Genomic DNA, 17422 nt, shown 5'->3' with positions numbered 1-17422 from the left:
CTCGCCAAGAAAAACTAGGATTGCCCTGTTCAATCTGAGAGGCCGTAATGCTCGCCCCATCTCGCCTGATGGCGACCGCCCGCATCATTCCATTGCCGATCGTCGGGCGCATTGCCGACTTCCTGCTCAAGGAGGTTCTTTCAATTCATCCGAAGCTCTTCGACCGGCTCGGTGAGTACAGCCGGTCCCGCTTTGCATTCGTGCCGTCGGACTTCCCGTTTTCATTCCTGATTTGCCCAAAAGATCGCACTGTCCAAGCCTTTCGTCGCGGTACCCACATGGCCGCTGACACCACCATCTGCGGACCGCTGGTCCTGATGCTGGCCCTTGCCGAGGGCAGGATTGACGGCGACGCCATATTCTTCGCCAGAAAGCTCACTGTCACGGGTGACATGGAGGCGGTGCTGGCACTTCGAAACGCCCTTGATGACAATGAAATAGACCTCGTTGACGCAATCGGGAGATTGTCGGGCCCGATGACCCGTTCCATCACCGGAGCCCTTGGTTCGGTCCGTCGGCAAGCACTGAAGGCGCATGGTGTCCAATGGAGCTGATCTGCCCTGCAGGAACCCCTGCATCGTTTCGCGAGGCCGTCGATGCGGGGGCAGATGCCGTTTACTGCGGCTTTCGCGACGAGACAAACGCGCGCAACTTCCCGGGTTTGAATTTTGATCTCGCCGAGCTTCGTGATGCAATGGGCTACGCACGCGCGCGAAAGGTGAAGACGTTTGTCGCTCTCAACACGTTCATGACCGCCGGCAAGGAAGATCTCTGGTACCGCAGGGCAAGGGAAGCGTCGGAAGCGGGCGCCGACGCCCTCATCGTTGCAGACTTCGGATTGATGGCGCATGTCGCGGAACATCACCCGGCACAGCGCCTCCACATCTCCGTTCAGGCGTCTGCCTCCAATCCCGAGGCCCTTTCATATCTGGTCGACTGTTTCGGTGCTGCCCGGATCGTGCTGCCGCGGACCCTCACCATCCAGGACATCGCCCGCATTGCACGAAGCGTAGACTGCGAATTGGAGGTTTTCGTCTTTGGCGGATTGTGCGTCATGGCAGAGGGGCGCTGCTCGCTGTCCTCCTACGCGACCGGCAAGTCGCCAAATATGAACGGCGTATGCTCGCCAGCCAGCCACGTACGCTACCGGCAGGCCGGCGGCGACCTGGTGTCTGAACTGGGTGGCTTCACCATAAACCGGTTTTCCGAAGAAGAACCCGCTGGCTACCCGACGCTGTGCAAGGGTCGCTTCGCGGTCGGACAAAGCGCGACCTACGCTTTCGAGGACCCGGTGTCGCTGGACGTCATGGACCAGCTCGACGAGCTTCGGGCGGCCGGCGTCAAGGCATTGAAGGTCGAAGGCCGACAACGCGGCAAGGCCTACATCTCGGAGGTCGTGTCCACGCTTCGCGCCACGCTGAAGGCGGCGCCCCCGGACCGCCCGGTCCTCATGTCACGCCTTCGCAAACTCAGCGAGGGACAACAGACGACAAAGGGCGCCTATGAGAAGCGTTGGAGGTAGTCGATGAAATCTCCCTTGAAGCTTACCTTGGGGCCGCTCCTCTATCTTTGGCCGACAGAGCGCTGGCGCGACTTCTATTTCGCAATCGCCGACCAGTCGCCTGTCGACGTCGTGGTGCTTGGCGAGACCGTCTGTTCCAAGCGGTTGCATTTCATGGAACCCGAGTTCGTGGCTGTCGTTGAACGCCTGGAGGCGGCGGGAAAGGAAGTCCGTCTCTCCACGCTCGCCCTTGTAACCCTCGATCGTGAATCGAAATATCAGAGATCAGTTGCAGCCGATGAAGGTCACCTGGTCGAAGCCAACGACCTTTCCGCCCTTCAGATGCTGAAGGGCCGGCGTCACACCGTCGGACCCTTTGTCAATGTCTACAATGGACCGTCGGCCAAGCTTCTCGCACGAAACGGCGCGGCCAGCATCTGCCTGCCCCCGGAGCTGCCGGCAGCGTCGGTCGCCGAGATCACGCGATCCTGCCCCGGAGGTGATTTCGAGCTCTTCGCGTTTGGCCGCTTACCACTCGCCATCTCGGCGCGTTGCGCGCATGCCCGATCCAAGGGAAAGACCAAGGACAATTGTCAGTTCGTTTGCCAGGAAGATCCCGACGGCCTTTCCGTAGCCACGCTTTCAAACCAGCCGTTTCTCGCATTGAACGGCGTACAGACGGTCTCCCACTCCTGCCAGGCGCTTCTGGAAGGGCCGGAGGAGTGGGACGCACTGGGCGTCAGCTCACTGCGCCTCTCGCCGCAGGATTGCGACATGGTTGCCGTGTCCGCGCTCTATCGCAAGATGCTCGACGGTCACCTCGAGCCGGCGGAGACGGGCTCAAGAATACGAAGCCTCTATCCCGACGTCCCGTTGTCGAACGGATTTCACCACGGGCGCGCCGGTGCGGAATGGATTGCAAGACAAAGGAACACAGAAGGAGCGAGCAGATGACAGGGAAGCAATCGCGAAGCAGCAGTCTCGCCGATAATCATATTCTTGCAGCGGTTCGCCAGATCAAGGCTTTCGCGAAAAATCCGGCGCTCGATTGCGGCTGCTCCACGGTTGTGGGCCAGGTCCTGGTCAGCCTGGTGCCGAAACAGCGCGCTGCCGTCGTCCAGGAGCTGTTTCTGTCTGCCATGCGACAACGGGACAAAGTGTCGACCCTTATGGAACTTCTGAAGGAACTCGACCAGTTCGGGCCGGCAACAGAGATTGGGGAGGTTGAGGAAGCGGCGTTGATCTTCGACGACCTGGCCCAGCAGGCGCGGTTGGGATCGCAGCTCCTGAGAGCCTTCGCCTTCAATCGAAACGACATGCTCGCTCCATCAACCAGGCATGTTGAGGTGCAGGAGGCCTTGTCATGAATTCCGAACGGAGCTGGCAGAGACATATCGACGCTCTGGAGTTCGTCAGCCTTTGGGGAGCGTCTGGCGGCGAGCAGCGGGCGGTCCTGGAGGCGTTCCTTTTCCATTCCCGCGGGTGGTTCTCGAAAGATCCGGGTGACCTGCAAGACCGGCTTTGCAGGGAACGCTCCGGTGAATAAGCCTTCATTCCAGTTCGCGTTCATCGAGTGCGAGTTCGAGCCGGCTTCACGGAGGTATTTGGGCCCGGCAGGTATGATGTCACGGTTTGACCCAGATCAAGGTTTTGGCAGAGCGCATTGCTAATCTTCGCAGAACTTCGGCAAGGGATCGGCGTCAGCGGCGCTTTTGGCGCGCGGCAAGGAGGGAGCAAGTTTGCGGTATACGGTAGTCGCGGCGTGGCTGGACGGAAAGGAGAGGTCCGGACGCATCGTTTTGCAGGCAGCCGGTCGTTCACGGACGATCGTTGTCACGCGACGTGCGCTCCTCAATGTCGACACCCCTCCCCGCGCCACAGAGGAACGTCTCCTTCAACATCTTGATAGTTTCTGTGAGATGGCGCTCGCCTTTATCGGCGATCGCCAGGACGACTGCGAGACGCTCCTTGTCACAGCGACCGACGTTCGCAACCGCAGAAAAGCAGAACCGGTTCCGGAGCCGCTGTGGACCTGGCAAGACCAGTGGAGCTCCTGGAAACAGAAAGGCAGCCGTTCTCGGCTCGGGTTGGTCTGAGCGGCAGGATCGCCCTGGTCGTCAATATCGCGCCGCTCGGCGCTCATGCCTTCGGCTTTGCGCATTTGCGCCGGACTTTCGGCGCTCAAGGTTCATCAAGCCACAGCGCCGTCGCCAGGTAACCGGCAGCGATCGTGCTGCCGAACAGATAGACAAACATGCCCTGGGCGACATAATAGTCGGGCACTTCAATACCTGCGCCCCAGGAGCCGACCCTCCAGATAGCCAATCCAGCCACGGATCCGATTGCGAATCCGGCCGAAAGGCGGGTAAGCAGAAACCAGATCAAGTGAGGCATCGCGGTACCTCCATCCATGTCCCAGCATAACACGTCGTGTGGCGACAAGTTCTCCCAAAATGATCAATGTCAATGTGGCCGACGTCGCATCGTGCGAGCAGCGAGTTTCACAGGATACGGACCATGAATGACCTCAGCTTTGCACTTGGTGCTTTCACACTTCTGATACTGCCGGGACCGACCAACGCATTGCTCGTCATGGCGTCGCACGGCCTATCTCGCATTGGCTTGCTTGAGGTGCTCGCCGCCGTTGTCTTCGCTTACCTTGCGATCATAGTTCCCGTTTCAAGCGTCGCTGGTCCTTTCCTGCATGCTCACCCTCTCGCGCTGCAAGTCGTGAAGGCCACCTCCGCCGTCTGGGTGCTCTATCTTGCATTCAAGCTTTGGGGGCGCAGTACCGTCACCTCGACGGAATTTGCGGGTCCCCGGCACGTGTTCGTGACGACATTGCTCAATCCGAAGGCAATAATAATCGGATTGACGATCATTCCCTCCGCGCAGGATGGACTTGCGCTCAGCACGATGATGGCGTTCGTCGCCGTGGCACTCTCGACTTCCCTGATTTGGCTTACCGCCGGCAGGCTGGTGATCGGCGAAAGCGATCACATGCCCTTGATCGCCAGGCGTTGCGGTTCAGCAGCCTTGATGATCTTCTCCATCGTTTTGACGGCGAGTGCACTTCGCTAGGAGACGAGCCGTCTTTCCCCAGCAATTTGCGCTGGCTCAATGAAGGGATCCGGGAGGTCGCTACTATTTGCTCCGTTCATTCCGGAGGAAATGCGATGCTCGGCGACGACGGCGAACTCGCTGCATATTTCTCGGCGCTCGCGAATGCCAATCGCCTGGCCGTGTTGAGAACACTCGCCGAGGGCGAAATCTGCGTCAGGGAACTCGCGCTCCGCATCGGTCTGGGCCGGTCTGCCCTTTCGCAGCACCTGAACATCCTTCGACGGCATCAGCTGGTCAAGCAGCGTCGTGAAGCGCAGACGACCTACTATTCCCTGTCTGGCAGCAGAAGCGACAAGGCGCTCCTGCTCGTTAACACCATTCTTTTTCCTTATGGGGTTCAGTTGTCGATGTTCGGGTTCTCGGACGTCACGCGGGACGGCGTGTAGGCATTCGTAGAACCGGTTCCCGTTTGCGCCCTGGAGGTGCCTGAAATGCGCGTAAGTCAAATCATGACAGAAGGCGTCATCACGATCACTGAGCGGGCGACCGTGATCGATGGTGCAGAACTGATGCTCTACCATCGCATCAGTGGCCTTCCGGTGCTTGATGCGCGGGGCGGCCTGGTGGGTTTGCTGAGCCAAAGCGACCTGGTGCGAAGGACGGAGGCGCAGACCGAGACGCGCCGTTCATGGTGGCTGCAACTCTTGACGGGTCAAGACTGCCTTGCCGACGAATATGTGGCCTTGCGCGAACGGCGTGTTGGTGAAGTCATGTCGCGTCCGCTTGTGACCGTCTCTCCTTATGCGACGCTGACCGAGGCGGCAGAATTGATGGAGCAGACAAGTGTAAAGCGGCTGCCGGTGGTCGTGGGGGACAGCCTCGTCGGCATCATTACCAGGAAAGACTTCCTCAAGCCGCTTCGACAATCGCGATCGGTCTCGGTCTTTCCGATTGATGACAGGACGATCATATCGAACGTCGAGGCGGAATTGCAGACCAGAAAATGGGCTCGATGTGGACAGATCCGCGTCAGCGTCAATGCCGGCATTGTCGTGTTGAGAGGGACGGTTCCCGACGAGCGGGTGCGGGCGGCCGTAAGAGTTGCGGCGGAGAATGTCGCCGGCGTGCAGGCCGTTCGGGACGAACTCACCTGGATCGATCAGAGCTTCAGGATTTTGGCGCCGTCACCAACCGTCGAAGAGAGGCTGAACTGAGCGCGCCTCAACTGGCGGCTAGACCGTTGCAAAAAGCCGCATGACAGGCCCGCACCGATGACAGGAGAGGCAAAGGTGCTGAGGCCAAATGCATTGCGGCAGTCTTGCTGGCGATGGCGAGCTTGCGGCGGCATGCGAGACATCAACCTTCTGAAGTTTGAGACGTTTTGCGTCACGTTCGGTTGCGTTCACTGGCGAGCCACGAAACTCGGGTAGGAGACTTGCGCTTCGAGGAACAGGTGTCTTGCTGACAAGGCCGTCTGACAGCGCCGTCTGACAACACAGTCTGACAAGGCCGTTCGCTATTGCGACGCCGGGGTGAAGCGCGCTACCAGTGCGTGCCGGTCGCCGGGATAGGTGAAGCGCACGTGAGTGACTGGCCCGACATTGCTCCAGGTGCGGCGTTCGACGACCAGACAGGCCGTGTTGCGCGGGATGTCCAGGGCGGCAGCCTCGTCCGCGCCGGCCGATACGGCATGGATGCGGTGCTCGGCGCTACTCCATGGGATCTGATTGATCAGCCAGGCGCCCGGTGCCATCTCGGAAAAATCGGCGTCGGCCGCCTCGGGTACGGTCGACAGACTGATTAGCCTTTCCTCGAGGCAGAATGGCCGCCCGCCCGCGTGATGAATGCAGGCCACGTCGACAACGGAAGAGCCCGGCATGACGTCCAGGCGTCCGATGTCCTCGGCCTTGGCCTTGCGTTGCACGCGCTTTGAGACCGTGAAGGCATAGGCAAGATTCAACGACTTGACCTCGGCGCCGATGTCGTGGATCTCGAGGACGGCCGATTGTGCCTGCGGCTGTGTGACGAAGCTGCCGGACTTCTTCCGACGCTCGATGAGGCCCGCCTTGGCGAGCTGGGTCAGCGCCTTGTTCACGGTCATGCGCGAACAGTCATATTGCTTGGTGAGATCCACTTCGAACGGGATACGGTGACCCGGTGGCCATTCGCCCGAGACGATGCGGCCTTCGATGTCACTCACGATCCGCTGATGCAAGGTTATGTCCTTGCTTTGGTTCATCGTCACGCTCCGGTTATACCTCCCGCTCTAATGTGAATGTCGGGACCTGGAAAGCCCTATGCTGAAAGAAGCTCGCCCATCGCCTTCAGGAACCGGCGATTGATTGCCTCGCGCGCTACGTGGCGGCCGCCTTCCACCTGCTTGCGGCCGAGCGCCCAGACACTGTCGACCGCGACACCGCCGGCAAAAATCCAATGATCGAGCAACTGGTCGCCTGAAAGATAGGGCACGGCGGTCGTGTCGAGCGAGATGAGATCGGCGTGATGACCGACGGCAATTCCCCCAGGGGCCTTCAGGGCGGCGCCGCCACCGGTTATTGCATGATCGAACAGGCTGCGCGCCGTTGAGCCGCCGGGTGCAGCCACCACGTTGCGGGCCCTCAACGCCAGACGCTCTGAGTATTCAAGCTGGCGCAGTTCGCCGGAAAGCGAGATCGCCACGTTGGAATCGGAGCCGACGCCGAGACGTCCGCCTTCTTCGATGAAGAGCGGTGCCTCGAAGGTGCCATCGCCGAGGTTGGCCTCGGTAATCGGGCAAAGGCCGGCGATCGCGCCGCTACGGGCCATGCCACGGGTTTCCTCGTCGCTCATGTGCGTCGCGTGGATCAGGCACCAGCGATCATCGACGGGTTGGTTGGCAAGCAGCCATTCGACGGGCCTGGCGCCCGACCAGGCGATGCAATCCTCGACTTCCTTGACCTGCTCGGCGATGTGGATGTGGATCGGGCCGTTACCGGCAAGCGGGACGACCGTGGCCAGCTCCTCGGGCGTGGCGGCGCGCAGGCTATGTGGGGCAAGGCCGAGCTCGGCACCTTGAAGCCCGCTCGTCACCTTGCGGCAGCCGTCCATCAGGGCGGCAAAACTGTCCAGCGAATTGATGAAGCGCCGTTGACCCTCGATCGGTGCCGCGCCACCGAAGCCAGAATGGGCATAGAATACGGGAAGCAGTGTCAAGGCGATGCCGCTGACATTTGCCGCCGCCCCGATGCGCTCGGCCAGCTCGGCAATGTTGGCGTAGGGAGTGCCGTTCTTGTCGTGGTGCAGATAGTGGAATTCGCCGACCCGGGAAAAGCCGGCCTCGAGCATCTCCATGTAGAGCTGGGCGGCAACGGCTTCGACATGTTCGGGCGTCATCGACAATGCGAACTTGTACATGACCGTGCGCCAGCTCCAGAAGCTGTCATTGGCTGGTCCCCGCACTTCGGCAAGGCCGGCCATGGCGCGCTGGAAAGCGTGGCTGTGGAGATTGCCCATCGCGGGCACAAGCGTACCGTGACGATCATCGGCTGGCGTCGGAGCGACGTTGGTCTCGATGGTCGCAATCAGGCCGTCCTCGATCGTCACACGCACGTCCTTGCGCCATCCCTGCGGCAGGAGTGCCGCGCTCGCATGAAGTCTGGTCGCCACCGTCTGAGCCATAACGCTTTTTCTCCTCTTTGGCGCCGCGCATCTTTCTTTTCCATGGAGGCGCACAAAATTTCACTTGTCATCGGTTTATTATGTATATACATGTTTCCGCATAAGGAAAGGCGCAAAGCTGATGAATGGGAACAAATTTTCAAGCCATGAGTCATCCGGCGACGTCCGTCCGCATCTGTGGCGGAATGTGCGCTTGGCAACACTCGACCCACAAAAGCAGGGCCTCGGCATCGTTGAAAAAGGCGCCCTCGTCACCGAGGGTGGGCGCATAAGCTACGTCGGCTCCGAGGACGAACTGCCTGTTGCCGCTATCGAGCGCGCCGAGATCACGGATCTCGAGGGCCGCTGGGTTACACCGGGCCTCGTCGACTGCCACACCCACATCGTCTTTGGCGGCAATCGCGCCCGCGAGTTCGAGATGCGCCTCGAAGGTGCGACCTATGAAGAGATTGCGCGCGCCGGCGGCGGCATCGTCTCTTCCGTCAAGGCAACAAATGCGCTCTCGGTCGAAGGCCTCGTCAAGGCGGCGCTTCCCCGCTTGGATACGCTGATCTGCGAGGGGCTGACGACGATCGAAGTCAAGTCCGGCTATGGGCTGAACGTCGACGGCGAGCTGAAGATGTTGCGCGCTGCCCGCCAGCTTGAGCGCCTTCGCCCGGTGCGCGTCGTCACGTCCTATCTCGGCGCTCATGCAACGCCGATCGAGTATAGGGGGCGCAACAGCGACTACATTGCCGAGGTCGTCCTCCCAGGCCTCGAATACGCCCATGCCGAGGGCTTGGTTGATGCAGTCGACGGGTTCTGCGAGGGCATCGCCTTTTCCACCGCCGAGATCGCCCGGGTCTTCGACAAGGCAGAGGCACTCGGTCTGCCAGTCAAGTTGCATGCCGAACAATTGTCCAATCTTGGCGGCGCCAAGCTCGCCGCCTCCCATGGTGCGCTCTCTGCCGACCACCTCGAATATCTCGATGCCGAGGGTGCTGCCGCCATGGCTGCGGCGGGTACAGTCGCCGTTCTCTTGCCTGGCGCTTTCTACGCCATCAACGAAACGCAGAAGCCGCCCGTTCAGGCGCTGCGCGACGCCGGCACCCCTATTGCCATTGCGACCGACTGCAATCCCGGCACCTCGCCGCTGACCTCGCTGCTTCTGACGATGAATATGTCAGCCACGCTCTTCGGCCTGACTGTCGAGGAATGCATTGCGGGGGCGACCCGCGAGGGTGCACGCGCCCTTGGGCTTCTGGGCGAGACAGGAACACTCGAGACCGGCAAGTCCGCGGACTTTGCGATCTGGGACGTCGAAAGCCTCGCGGAGCTCGTTTACCGCATCGGCTTCAACCCGCTTCATGCACATGTTTTCAAGGGCGAAAGGATCGACCGTTGACCATTACCCTCCATCCAGGCTCCGTTTCGCTCAGGGATCTGGAGACGATCTACTGGACCGGTGAACCGGCGAGGCTCGACGCATCTTTTGATGCCGGTATCGCCAAGGCCGCTGCCCGCATTGCTGAGATCGCGGCCGGCAATGCACCGGTCTATGGCATCAATACCGGCTTCGGCAAACTTGCTTCGATCAAGATCGACAGTGCTGACGTGGCGACGCTCCAGCGCAATCTTATCCTGTCCCACTGCTGCGGCGTCGGCGCGCCGTTGCCCGAAAACATCGTTCGCCTGATCATGGCCTTGAAGCTCGTTTCGCTCGGTCGCGGCGCCTCCGGCGTCCGGCTCGAACTGGTGCGGCTGATCGAAGGCATGCTCGAAAAAGGTGTCATCCCGGTCATCCCGGAAAAGGGTTCCGTGGGCGCTTCGGGCGACCTTGCGCCGCTGGCCCACCTGGCCGCGGTGATGATGGGCGAAGCCGAAGCCTTCCTTGCGGGTGAACGCCTGTCCGGCGCGGCCGCCCTTGCGAAGGCTGGCTTGAAGCCCGTTGTGCTGGCCGCCAAGGAAGGCCTTGCGCTCATCAACGGCACGCAGACCTCGACGGCATTGGCGCTTGCCGGTCTCTTCCGGGCTCACCGCGCAGCTCAGGCAGCACTGATTACCGGCGCCATGTCGACCGATGCGGCGATGGGTTCGTCCGCGCCTTTCCATCCCGATATTCACACGCTGCGCGGCCACAAGGGCCAGATCGATACGGCCGCGGCACTTCGCGCGCTCCTCGAAAGCTCCGTCATCCGCCAGAGCCATATTGAGGGCGACGAGCGTGTGCAGGATCCCTACTGCATTCGTTGCCAGCCGCAAGTCGATGGGGCCTGCCTGGATCTTCTGCGCTCGGTCGCGCGCACACTGGAGATCGAGGCAAATGCCGTCACCGACAACCCGCTGGTGCTTTCGGACAACTCGGTTGTCTCGGGCGGCAATTTCCATGCCGAGCCGGTTGCCTTTTCAGCCGACCAGATCGCCCTCGCCATCTGCGAAATCGGCGCGATCGCGCAAAGGCGCATCGCCTTGCTGGTCGATCCCGCGCTTTCCTATGGACTGCCGGCCTTTCTGGCAAAGAAGCCGGGCCTCAACTCGGGCCTGATGATCGCCGAGGTAACGTCGGCAGCGCTGATGTCGGAAAACAAGCAGATGTCGCACCCGGCTTCCGTCGATTCGACGCCGACATCCGCCAACCAGGAAGATCACGTTTCGATGGCATGCCATGGCGCGCGTCGTCTGCTCCAGATGACCGACAACCTCTTCAGCATTATCGGCATCGAGGCATTGACCGCAGCACAGGGCGTGGAATTTCGTGCGCCACTCACGACCGGTCCCGAACTGCAGAAGGCGATCGCCACCATCCGCAGCGTGGTACCGACGCTGGAGCTCGATCGCTACATGGCGAACGATCTGAAGGCGGCGGGCGACCTCGTCGCGACAGGCGCGCTGAATGCATCAGTCTCAAGCGGCATCCTGCCGGCTCTGGAGGTCTGAGATGGCTGTCGTCGACGTCAAACACGGTTCTTCACCCATTATCCTGGGTTTTCCGCACACCGGGACCGACGTGCCCGCCGACATCTGGGAGCGTCTGAATGATAACGGCAGGATTCTTGCCGATACCGACTGGCACATCCACGACCTCTATGACGGCCTGCTTGCCGATGCGACGACGGTGCGCGCGACGTTCCATCGCTACGTCATTGACGCCAACCGCGATCCGGCAGGCGTCAGCCTCTATCCCGGCCAAAACACCACTGGCCTGGTTCCTGAAACGGACTTCGACGGCAAGGCGATCTGGAAGGATGGACGGGCACCTGATGAAGCCGACATTGCGGCGCGGATCAGGGACTTTCATGCTCCCTATCATGCAGCCCTTGCCGCCGAGGTCGAGCGTGTGAGAGCAATTCATGGCGTGGCGATCCTCTATGATTGCCACTCGATCCGCTCGCATATTCCTTTCCTTTTCGAAGGCAAGCTGCCGGATTTCAACATCGGCACCGATATGGGCAAGACCTGCGATGGGGCCATCGAACAGGCGACGCTCACGGTCGTCGAGGCGGCCGAAGGCTATGACTGCGTGCTCAACGGCCGCTTCAAGGGTGGGTGGACGACGCGCCACTACGGCCAGCCCGAAACGGGCGTGCACGCCATCCAGATGGAACTTGCGCAATCGACGCATCTTGAGACCGAGGCGCCGCCGTTTGCCTACGACGCTGCCAAGGCAGAGCGCCTTCGCGTCCACCTCAAAGACATTCTGGTGCGCATCGAGCAGATCGCGCCGGACCTGAAACGATAACGATCACTCGACAGGGGGAACCCCGCATGACCTCAAATCCACGTCACAACATTCGCGAGATCCGCGCCCCGCGCGGCAGTGAACTCAACGCCAAGAGCTGGATGACCGAAGCGCCGCTGCGCATGCTGATGAACAACCTCGACCCTGACGTCGCGGAAAATCCAAACGAACTGGTGGTTTATGGCGGCATCGGCCGTGCAGCCCGCACCTGGGACGATTTCGACCGTATCGCAGCGACCCTCAAGACTTTGAACGAGGATGAAACACTCCTCGTGCAGTCCGGCAAGCCAGTCGCCGTGTTCCGCACGCATAAGGATGCCCCTCGCGTGTTGATTGCCAACTCGAACCTCGTGCCGCACTGGGCGACGTGGGATCACTTCAACGAGCTGGATAAAAAGGGCCTTGCCATGTACGGCCAGATGACAGCCGGCTCATGGATCTATATCGGCACGCAAGGCATTGTGCAGGGAACCTACGAGACCTTCGTCGAGGCCGGCCGCCAGCACTACGATGGCAACCTCAAGGGCAAATGGATCCTGACCGGCGGTCTTGGTGGCATGGGTGGTGCACAGCCGCTCGCAGCCGTGATGGCGGGGGCCTGCTGCCTGGCCGTCGAATGTGACGAGACGCGCATCGATTTCCGTCTGCGTACACGCTATGTCGACGAGAAGGCGAAGACACTCGATGAGGCCCTGGCGCTGATCGACAAGTGGACGAAGGCCGGCGAAGCAAAGTCGGTCGGACTGCTCGGCAACGCTGCCGAAATCTTCCCGGAACTCGTTCGCCGCATGAAAGCCGGTGGCCCTCGCCCCGATATCGTGACCGATCAGACATCCGCGCACGATCCGCGCAACGGTTACCTGCCAGCCGGCTGGACTGTCGAGGAAGCCAAGGCCAAGCGCGAGAGCGATCCGAAGGCTGTCGAAGTGGCCGCGCGCGCTTCGATGAAGGTCCACGTCGAAGCGATGGTTGCCTTTTGGGATGCTGGCGTTCCGACGCTCGATTACGGCAACAACATCCGTCAGGTTGCCAAGGACGAGGGCCTGGAAAACGCCTTCGCCTTCCCGGGCTTCGTGCCTGCCTATATTCGCCCGCTGTTTTGCCGCGGCATCGGTCCCTTCCGCTGGGCAGCCCTGTCGGGCGATCCGGAGGATATCTACAAGACCGACGCCAAGGTGAAGGAGCTTCTGCCTGACAACAAGCACCTGCACAACTGGCTGGACATGGCCCGCGATCGCATCGCTTTCCAGGGATTGCCGGCGCGCATTTGTTGGGTCGGTCTCGGCGATCGCCATCGTCTCGGCCTTGCGTTTAACGAGATGGTCAGGAACGGCGAGTTGAAAGCACCCGTTGTCATCGGCCGCGACCACCTCGACTCCGGCTCCGTCGCTTCACCGAACCGCGAGACGGAAGCGATGAAGGACGGCTCGGATGCTGTCTCCGACTGGCCGCTTTTGAATGCGCTCCTGAACACCGCATCGGGTGCGACCTGGGTGTCGCTCCATCACGGTGGCGGCGTCGGCATGGGCTTCTCGCAGCATTCCGGCATGGTCATCTGCGCCGACGGCACTGATGAGGCGGCGCGCAGACTTGAGCGGGTTCTCTGGAACGACCCGGCAACAGGCGTCATGCGCCATGCCGACGCGGGCTACGAGATCGCGATCGAGTGCGCCAAGGAACAGGGCCTGCGCCTGCCCGCAATCCTCGGAAACTAAGCCTCACATCAGTCGAACAAGGCCGCCGCATCGTGCGACGGTCTTGTCGACGATGAGAAGGATCAATGCCTCCGAAAAGCCTGTGCCATGAGGAGAGGATCGAAGGCATCTCCCTAAATAGGGGGAAGGGTTTCCAGTGTCGCTCAGTTCCAGCCGGTGACAGGGAGTTCACAATGATGGAGCAACAATGACCCGCGCCACCATCCTCAGAGCCAGCAATTATCGCCGCATGCCGTGGAAGAACGGCGGCGGCGAGACCGTTGAGGTCGCCGTCTCGCCCGAGGGGGCGGCCCTTTCTGATTTCGACTGGCGCGTCAGCATGGCAACGGTCGCGACCGATGGCCCCTTCTCGATCTTTCCCGGCATCGACCGGACGCTTTCGATTATCGACGGCAACGGCATGCAGCTCGCGATCGATGGGGATAATCCGCTGTTGCTGACGCAGGACAGCGCTCCCCTCGCCTTTGCCGCCGATGTCGCTGTCACTGCAACGCTTGCCGAGGGACCCATCACGGACCTGAACGTCATGACGCGTCGCGACGGATTGCGCCACCGGGTCGAGAGGGTTGATATCGATTCCAGGGCCACCTTTCAGCCCGCCGCGCCGACGTGGCTTCTCCTTTGTCATCAGGGCGCGCTCACCGTTGAATGGAGTGGTCAAAGCGTGGATCTTGGCCCAGGTGATACGCTTCTGCTCGAGCACCCCGGGGATGTCGAGCTTCTGCTCGAGCAACCCGGGGATGTCGAGGTGAGCGGCAGAGCGCGCTGCTTCCTGATCCTTATCGGTCCGGTCTGAGGCCATTTCCCAAATGATGCAGACCGAGGACCCTCAGCCGGCCGAGGCGCGAATGTTTGCGCCTCAACTCAATCAAAAAACAATATTGTTCTTATATTCTATAAAATAGATAGTTTTGCCTGTGTCCGCTGAAGCATCCGCCCTACGGTCTAAGCGTCGAAACAAGTTCAGGCGCTGAAGCTGACGCTCAGCCGCAAGGGGGCGAAACATGAATATCAGGACATTATTGGCGGCGATCACACTTGGTTCCGCGAGCCTGCTGGCAACATTTTCCGTACAGGCAGCCGACAAGAAGGTCGTGGTAGCCTATCAGACGGATGCGCTTCCGTCGTCGGTCGCAATCGCCAATGGCGAATTTGCGAAGGCAACCGGCTACGACATCGATTTCCGCAAGTTCAACTCCGGGGCTGAAATCTTCGCGGCCATCGCTTCGGGCGATGTGCAGGTCGGCTACGTCGGCTCGAGCCCGTTCGCGGCTGCGACCTCGCGCGGACTGGAGGTCAAGGCCTTCTACCTTTCCTCGATCTCCGGCATCGACGAGGCGCTGGTCGTTCGCAACGGTTCGGGCATTGCGTCTCTGTCTGACCTCAAGGGCAAGAAGCTCGCTGCCGCGCCGGTATCGACCGACCACTATCAGCTTCTTGCGTTGATCAAATCCCTCGGACTGACGGAAAAGGATGTTCAGGTCTTTGCAATTCCGCAGCCCGAGATCGTCGCCAGCTACAACCGCGGCGACATTGACGGTGGCTTTGTCTGGGATCCGGCGCTGAGCGAGCTGAAAAAGAACGGCAAGGTGCTTGTCACCTCCAAGGATGTCGCCGACAAGGGCGCGCCCACTTTCTCCGCATGGGTTTCCGCATCGAAGTTCGCCGATGAGAACCCGGCGTTCCTGAAGGGCTTCGCCAGCGTGGTCAACAAGTACTACGCCTCCTTCGCGGCAGACAAGAAGGCCTGGGACGCCGACAGCGAAAATGCCAAGCTGCTTGCCAAGACACTTGGTGGCACACCCGAGCAGCAGGCTGCCGCACTGAAGAACCTCACGCTGCTGACCCCTGAGGTGCAGGCGTCCGAAGCCTGGCTCGGTGGCGGCGAAAAGTCGGGCGCTGCCAAGATCCTCAAGGACACGGCCGCCTTCCTGAAGGATCAGGGCAAGGTGAGCGAGGTGCTGCCGAGCTACGCGGCTTTTGTCACGCCGGATGCACTTGTCAACGCAAGTAACTGAAATAACGAACAATCCTCCCATCCTGGTACGCTGGCGCGATATCGCGCCAGCGTCACAACATGAAGAGACGGCACATGCTCAAAGTCGATCACGCAAGCGTCTATTTTCGGACGCGGGATGGCCGGACGGTCCATGCCCTGGATCGCGTTTCTCTCGATATTCCAGACAACAGCTTCGTCGTGGCACTTGGTGCATCGGGTTGCGGCAAGTCCACACTCCTCAATGCGATTGCGGGCTTCCTGCCGCTTTCCTCGGGCACGATTACTCTTGATGGACGACCGGTCACGCGCCCTGGCGCCGACCGAGGCGTCGTGTTCCAGAAGGATACCCTGCTGCCTTGGAAGTCGGTCGTCGACAATGTCGCACTTGGCCTTCAGTTTACGGGTACTCCAAAAGCGGTGCGGCGTACCCGCGCGGAAGAGCTTCTGTTTCTCGTCGGTCTGAAAGACTTCGCGAAAGCCTTTCCCTACGAATTGTCTGGTGGCATGCGCCAGCGCGTCGGGATTGCCCGCGCCCTTGCCGCCGATCCTGATGTGCTTTTGATGGACGAGCCTTTCGGAGCCCTGGACAGCCTGACGCGTGAACAGATGCAGGAACTCCTCGTATCGATCTGGAAAACAACGGGAAAACGCATTTTCTTCATTACACATTCGATCGAGGAAGCTCTGTTCCTCGGGACGCAGCTTGTGGTGATGTCGCCGCGTCCCGGCCGCATTGTGGCGCGCTTCGGACTCGATTTCGTTCGCGAGTTCGCCCGCACTGGCGACGCTCGATCGATCAAGATGGCACCGGAGTTTGCCAGTTTGCGAGAAGAAATCCGGACCATTCTGCATGGCTCCGACGAGATCAGGAGTGCGGCGGAATGAGCAATGTCATCGAAACGACGGGCGTGGTCGTGCGGGCCGAAACGGATCAACCGAAAACCGTCGAGATGAACGGGTTCGGCGTCGGCGAACGCAATACGCTTGTCATCAGCTTCGCGACAGCCGTCGCTTTGATTGGAACCTGGTGGCTGATTGCCAGGCTGGGGTTGGTACCGCGTCTCTTCCTGCCGACACCGCAGGAGGTCGCCACGCAGATTGGAGCCGTCTATCGTGACGGCTATGCCGGCGCCTCGCTCGGCGAACATATTTCGGCAAGCCTGTTCAGGATTGCAACGGCAGCTGCCATCGCGATTGCCGCCGGCATCCCGATCGGCCTGCTGATGGGGCTCAATCGCTGGGCGAAGGGCATCTTCGATACACCGATCGAATTCTACTGGCCGCTACCGCCCCTCGCCTATCTGCCGCTGATGATCATCTGGCTCGGCATCGGCGAGACGTCGAAGGTAACGCTTCTCGTGCTTGCCATGTTCGCGCCGATTTGCCTTTCGGCGCAGGCTGGCGTGCGCGCCCTGCCGATCGAGCGCGTCAACGCGGCGCGGTCACTTGGCGCCCGGCCCTTGCAGCTTCTTGTCAGCATCGTTTTGCCATCGGCTCTGCCGGAGATCCTGACGGGTATCCGCATTGCGCTTGGTGTCGGCTGGGGCACGCTCGTTGCAGCGGAGTTGATCGCCTCCAACCGCGGCATCGGCTACATGATCATGTCGGCGTCCCAGTTTCTGGCAACCGACGTTGTCTTCGTTGGCATCGGCATCATCGCTGCCTGTGCATTTGCCTTCAGTGCTGCCGTTCGCCTCTTGGAAGCGACCCTCGTTCCGTGGAAAGGTAAGAGCTAGGGGTACACACAAAGCGTCCCTCGTGGCTCAAGA

At 60.9% G+C, this 17422-nt stretch carries 20 protein-coding genes; 17 read left to right on the top strand and 3 right to left on the bottom strand.

The annotated features are described in order from the left end of the window. Positions 1 to 47: 47 nt before the first annotated feature. The 6 genes from ubiT to C934_RS34590 all read left to right on the top strand — a co-directional run bounded on the left by ubiT (position 48) and on the right by C934_RS34590 (position 3597). Positions 48 to 554, top strand: coding sequence for a ubiquinone anaerobic biosynthesis accessory factor UbiT (gene ubiT, locus C934_RS0108030; protein WP_018856194.1), 507 nt, complete (start codon positions 48 to 50; stop codon positions 552 to 554). Next, positions 545 to 1522, top strand: coding sequence for a ubiquinone anaerobic biosynthesis protein UbiU (gene ubiU / locus C934_RS0108025; protein ID WP_018856193.1), 978 nt, complete (start codon positions 545 to 547; stop codon positions 1520 to 1522). Before ubiT ends, ubiU begins: the two co-directional genes overlap by 10 nt. A 3-nt stretch (positions 1523 to 1525) precedes the next feature. Then, complete coding sequence (ubiV, locus tag C934_RS0108020; RefSeq protein WP_018856192.1) at positions 1526 to 2455, top strand: ubiquinone anaerobic biosynthesis protein UbiV; 930 nt, start codon at positions 1526 to 1528, stop codon at positions 2453 to 2455. Beyond that, on the top strand, positions 2452 to 2868 hold the full coding sequence (locus C934_RS0108015; protein ID WP_018856191.1) for a hypothetical protein: 417 nt from the start codon (positions 2452 to 2454) through the stop codon (positions 2866 to 2868). Before ubiV ends, C934_RS0108015 begins: the two co-directional genes overlap by 4 nt. Further along, positions 2865 to 3047 (top strand): hypothetical protein, encoded by a 183-nt coding sequence (locus tag C934_RS0108010; RefSeq protein WP_018856190.1) that lies wholly within the window; start codon positions 2865 to 2867, stop codon positions 3045 to 3047. Before C934_RS0108015 ends, C934_RS0108010 begins: the two co-directional genes overlap by 4 nt. Before the next feature lie 193 nt (positions 3048 to 3240). Then, a complete protein-coding gene (locus tag C934_RS34590) occupies positions 3241 to 3597 on the top strand; it encodes a hypothetical protein (RefSeq protein WP_113471729.1) in 357 nt (118 codons plus the stop codon). A gap of 85 nt (positions 3598 to 3682) precedes the next feature. Here C934_RS34590 and C934_RS0108000 read toward each other — a convergent pair whose 3' ends face one another. Next, positions 3683 to 3895 (bottom strand): hypothetical protein, encoded by a 213-nt coding sequence (locus C934_RS0108000; RefSeq protein WP_018856187.1) that lies wholly within the window; start codon positions 3893 to 3895, stop codon positions 3683 to 3685. A gap of 123 nt (positions 3896 to 4018) precedes the next feature. Here C934_RS0108000 and C934_RS0107995 point away from each other — a divergent pair, with 123 nt between their 5' ends. The 3 genes from C934_RS0107995 to C934_RS0107985 all read left to right on the top strand — a co-directional run bounded on the left by C934_RS0107995 (position 4019) and on the right by C934_RS0107985 (position 5778). After that, positions 4019 to 4582, top strand: coding sequence for a hypothetical protein (locus C934_RS0107995; protein WP_018856186.1), 564 nt, complete (start codon positions 4019 to 4021; stop codon positions 4580 to 4582). A gap of 95 nt (positions 4583 to 4677) precedes the next feature. Then, on the top strand, positions 4678 to 5010 hold the full coding sequence (locus C934_RS0107990) for an ArsR/SmtB family transcription factor (protein WP_018856185.1): 333 nt from the start codon (positions 4678 to 4680) through the stop codon (positions 5008 to 5010). A 45-nt stretch (positions 5011 to 5055) separates the two neighbouring features. Continuing rightward, positions 5056 to 5778, top strand: a complete 723-nt coding sequence (locus C934_RS0107985; RefSeq protein ID WP_018856184.1) for a CBS domain-containing protein — start codon at positions 5056 to 5058, stop codon at positions 5776 to 5778. Positions 5779 to 6080: 302 nt separating this feature from the next. On the opposite strand, the gene hutC is transcribed toward C934_RS0107985, so the two are convergent. Beyond that, positions 6081 to 6803, bottom strand: coding sequence for a histidine utilization repressor (hutC, locus tag C934_RS0107980; protein WP_018856183.1), 723 nt, complete (start codon positions 6801 to 6803; stop codon positions 6081 to 6083). A 56-nt stretch (positions 6804 to 6859) separates the two neighbouring features. Beyond that, positions 6860 to 8221, bottom strand: a complete 1362-nt coding sequence (locus C934_RS0107975; RefSeq protein WP_018856182.1) for a formimidoylglutamate deiminase — start codon at positions 8219 to 8221, stop codon at positions 6860 to 6862. Between the two features lie 121 nt (positions 8222 to 8342). On the opposite strand from C934_RS0107975, the gene hutI reads away from it, so the two are divergent. The 8 genes from hutI to C934_RS0107930 all read left to right on the top strand — a co-directional run bounded on the left by hutI (position 8343) and on the right by C934_RS0107930 (position 17389). Next, the gene (gene hutI / locus C934_RS0107970; protein ID WP_018856181.1) at positions 8343 to 9605 is read left to right on the top strand and encodes an imidazolonepropionase; all 1263 of its coding nucleotides are present in this window, start codon (positions 8343 to 8345) and stop codon (positions 9603 to 9605) included. Continuing rightward, the gene (gene hutH, locus C934_RS0107965; RefSeq protein WP_018856180.1) at positions 9602 to 11137 is read left to right on the top strand and encodes a histidine ammonia-lyase; all 1536 of its coding nucleotides are present in this window, start codon (positions 9602 to 9604) and stop codon (positions 11135 to 11137) included. Before hutI ends, hutH begins: the two co-directional genes overlap by 4 nt. 1 nt (position 11138) lies before the next feature. Continuing rightward, entirely contained in the window at positions 11139 to 11939 is an 801-nt protein-coding gene (gene hutG / locus C934_RS0107960; protein WP_018856179.1) for an N-formylglutamate deformylase, read from the top strand. Between the two features lie 26 nt (positions 11940 to 11965). Further along, positions 11966 to 13654: a urocanate hydratase gene (gene hutU, locus C934_RS0107955; protein ID WP_018856178.1), complete on the top strand. Its 1689-nt coding sequence runs from the start codon at positions 11966 to 11968 to the stop codon at positions 13652 to 13654. A 187-nt stretch (positions 13655 to 13841) separates the two neighbouring features. Beyond that, positions 13842 to 14450, top strand: coding sequence for a HutD/Ves family protein (locus C934_RS0107945; protein ID WP_018856176.1), 609 nt, complete (start codon positions 13842 to 13844; stop codon positions 14448 to 14450). Positions 14451 to 14658: 208 nt separating this feature from the next. Continuing rightward, positions 14659 to 15672 carry a taurine ABC transporter substrate-binding protein gene (gene tauA, locus C934_RS0107940; protein WP_026371657.1) on the top strand — a complete coding sequence of 338 codons (1014 nt, stop codon included), beginning with the start codon at positions 14659 to 14661 and terminating at the stop codon, positions 15670 to 15672. Between the two features lie 74 nt (positions 15673 to 15746). Beyond that, positions 15747 to 16538 (top strand): taurine ABC transporter ATP-binding protein, encoded by a 792-nt coding sequence (locus C934_RS0107935; RefSeq protein ID WP_018856174.1) that lies wholly within the window; start codon positions 15747 to 15749, stop codon positions 16536 to 16538. After that, the gene (locus C934_RS0107930; protein ID WP_018856173.1) at positions 16535 to 17389 is read left to right on the top strand and encodes an ABC transporter permease subunit; all 855 of its coding nucleotides are present in this window, start codon (positions 16535 to 16537) and stop codon (positions 17387 to 17389) included. The genes C934_RS0107935 and C934_RS0107930 overlap by 4 nt, the downstream gene beginning before the upstream one ends. Positions 17390 to 17422: the final 33 nt, after the last annotated feature.

The sequence above is a fragment of the Rhizobium sp. 42MFCr.1 genome, assembly GCF_000377185.1.
GTDB classification, from domain to species: Bacteria; Pseudomonadota; Alphaproteobacteria; order Rhizobiales; family Rhizobiaceae; genus Rhizobium; species Rhizobium altiplani.
This window is presented reverse-complemented; position numbering and strand designations above follow the sequence as displayed.

Coding starts and splice junctions, on each gene's coding strand:
- ubiT (WP_018856194.1), top strand. CDS start 48: ATGCTCGCCCCATCTCGCCTGATGGCGACCGCCCGCATCATTCCATTG.
- ubiU (WP_018856193.1), top strand. CDS start 545: ATGGAGCTGATCTGCCCTGCAGGAACCCCTGCATCGTTTCGCGAGGCC.
- ubiV (WP_018856192.1), top strand. CDS start 1,526: ATGAAATCTCCCTTGAAGCTTACCTTGGGGCCGCTCCTCTATCTTTGG.
- C934_RS0108015 (WP_018856191.1), top strand. CDS start 2,452: ATGACAGGGAAGCAATCGCGAAGCAGCAGTCTCGCCGATAATCATATT.
- C934_RS0108010 (WP_018856190.1), top strand. CDS start 2,865: ATGAATTCCGAACGGAGCTGGCAGAGACATATCGACGCTCTGGAGTTC.
- C934_RS0108000 (WP_018856187.1), bottom strand. CDS start 3,895: ATGCCTCACTTGATCTGGTTTCTGCTTACCCGCCTTTCGGCCGGATTC.
- C934_RS0107995 (WP_018856186.1), top strand. CDS start 4,019: ATGAATGACCTCAGCTTTGCACTTGGTGCTTTCACACTTCTGATACTG.
- C934_RS0107990 (WP_018856185.1), top strand. CDS start 4,678: ATGCTCGGCGACGACGGCGAACTCGCTGCATATTTCTCGGCGCTCGCG.
- C934_RS0107985 (WP_018856184.1), top strand. CDS start 5,056: ATGCGCGTAAGTCAAATCATGACAGAAGGCGTCATCACGATCACTGAG.
- hutC (WP_018856183.1), bottom strand. CDS start 6,803: ATGAACCAAAGCAAGGACATAACCTTGCATCAGCGGATCGTGAGTGAC.
- C934_RS0107975 (WP_018856182.1), bottom strand. CDS start 8,221: ATGGCTCAGACGGTGGCGACCAGACTTCATGCGAGCGCGGCACTCCTG.
- hutI (WP_018856181.1), top strand. CDS start 8,343: ATGAATGGGAACAAATTTTCAAGCCATGAGTCATCCGGCGACGTCCGT.
- hutG (WP_018856179.1), top strand. CDS start 11,139: ATGGCTGTCGTCGACGTCAAACACGGTTCTTCACCCATTATCCTGGGT.
- hutU (WP_018856178.1), top strand. CDS start 11,966: ATGACCTCAAATCCACGTCACAACATTCGCGAGATCCGCGCCCCGCGC.
- C934_RS0107945 (WP_018856176.1), top strand. CDS start 13,842: ATGACCCGCGCCACCATCCTCAGAGCCAGCAATTATCGCCGCATGCCG.
- tauA (WP_026371657.1), top strand. CDS start 14,659: ATGAATATCAGGACATTATTGGCGGCGATCACACTTGGTTCCGCGAGC.
- C934_RS0107935 (WP_018856174.1), top strand. CDS start 15,747: ATGCTCAAAGTCGATCACGCAAGCGTCTATTTTCGGACGCGGGATGGC.
- C934_RS0107930 (WP_018856173.1), top strand. CDS start 16,535: ATGAGCAATGTCATCGAAACGACGGGCGTGGTCGTGCGGGCCGAAACG.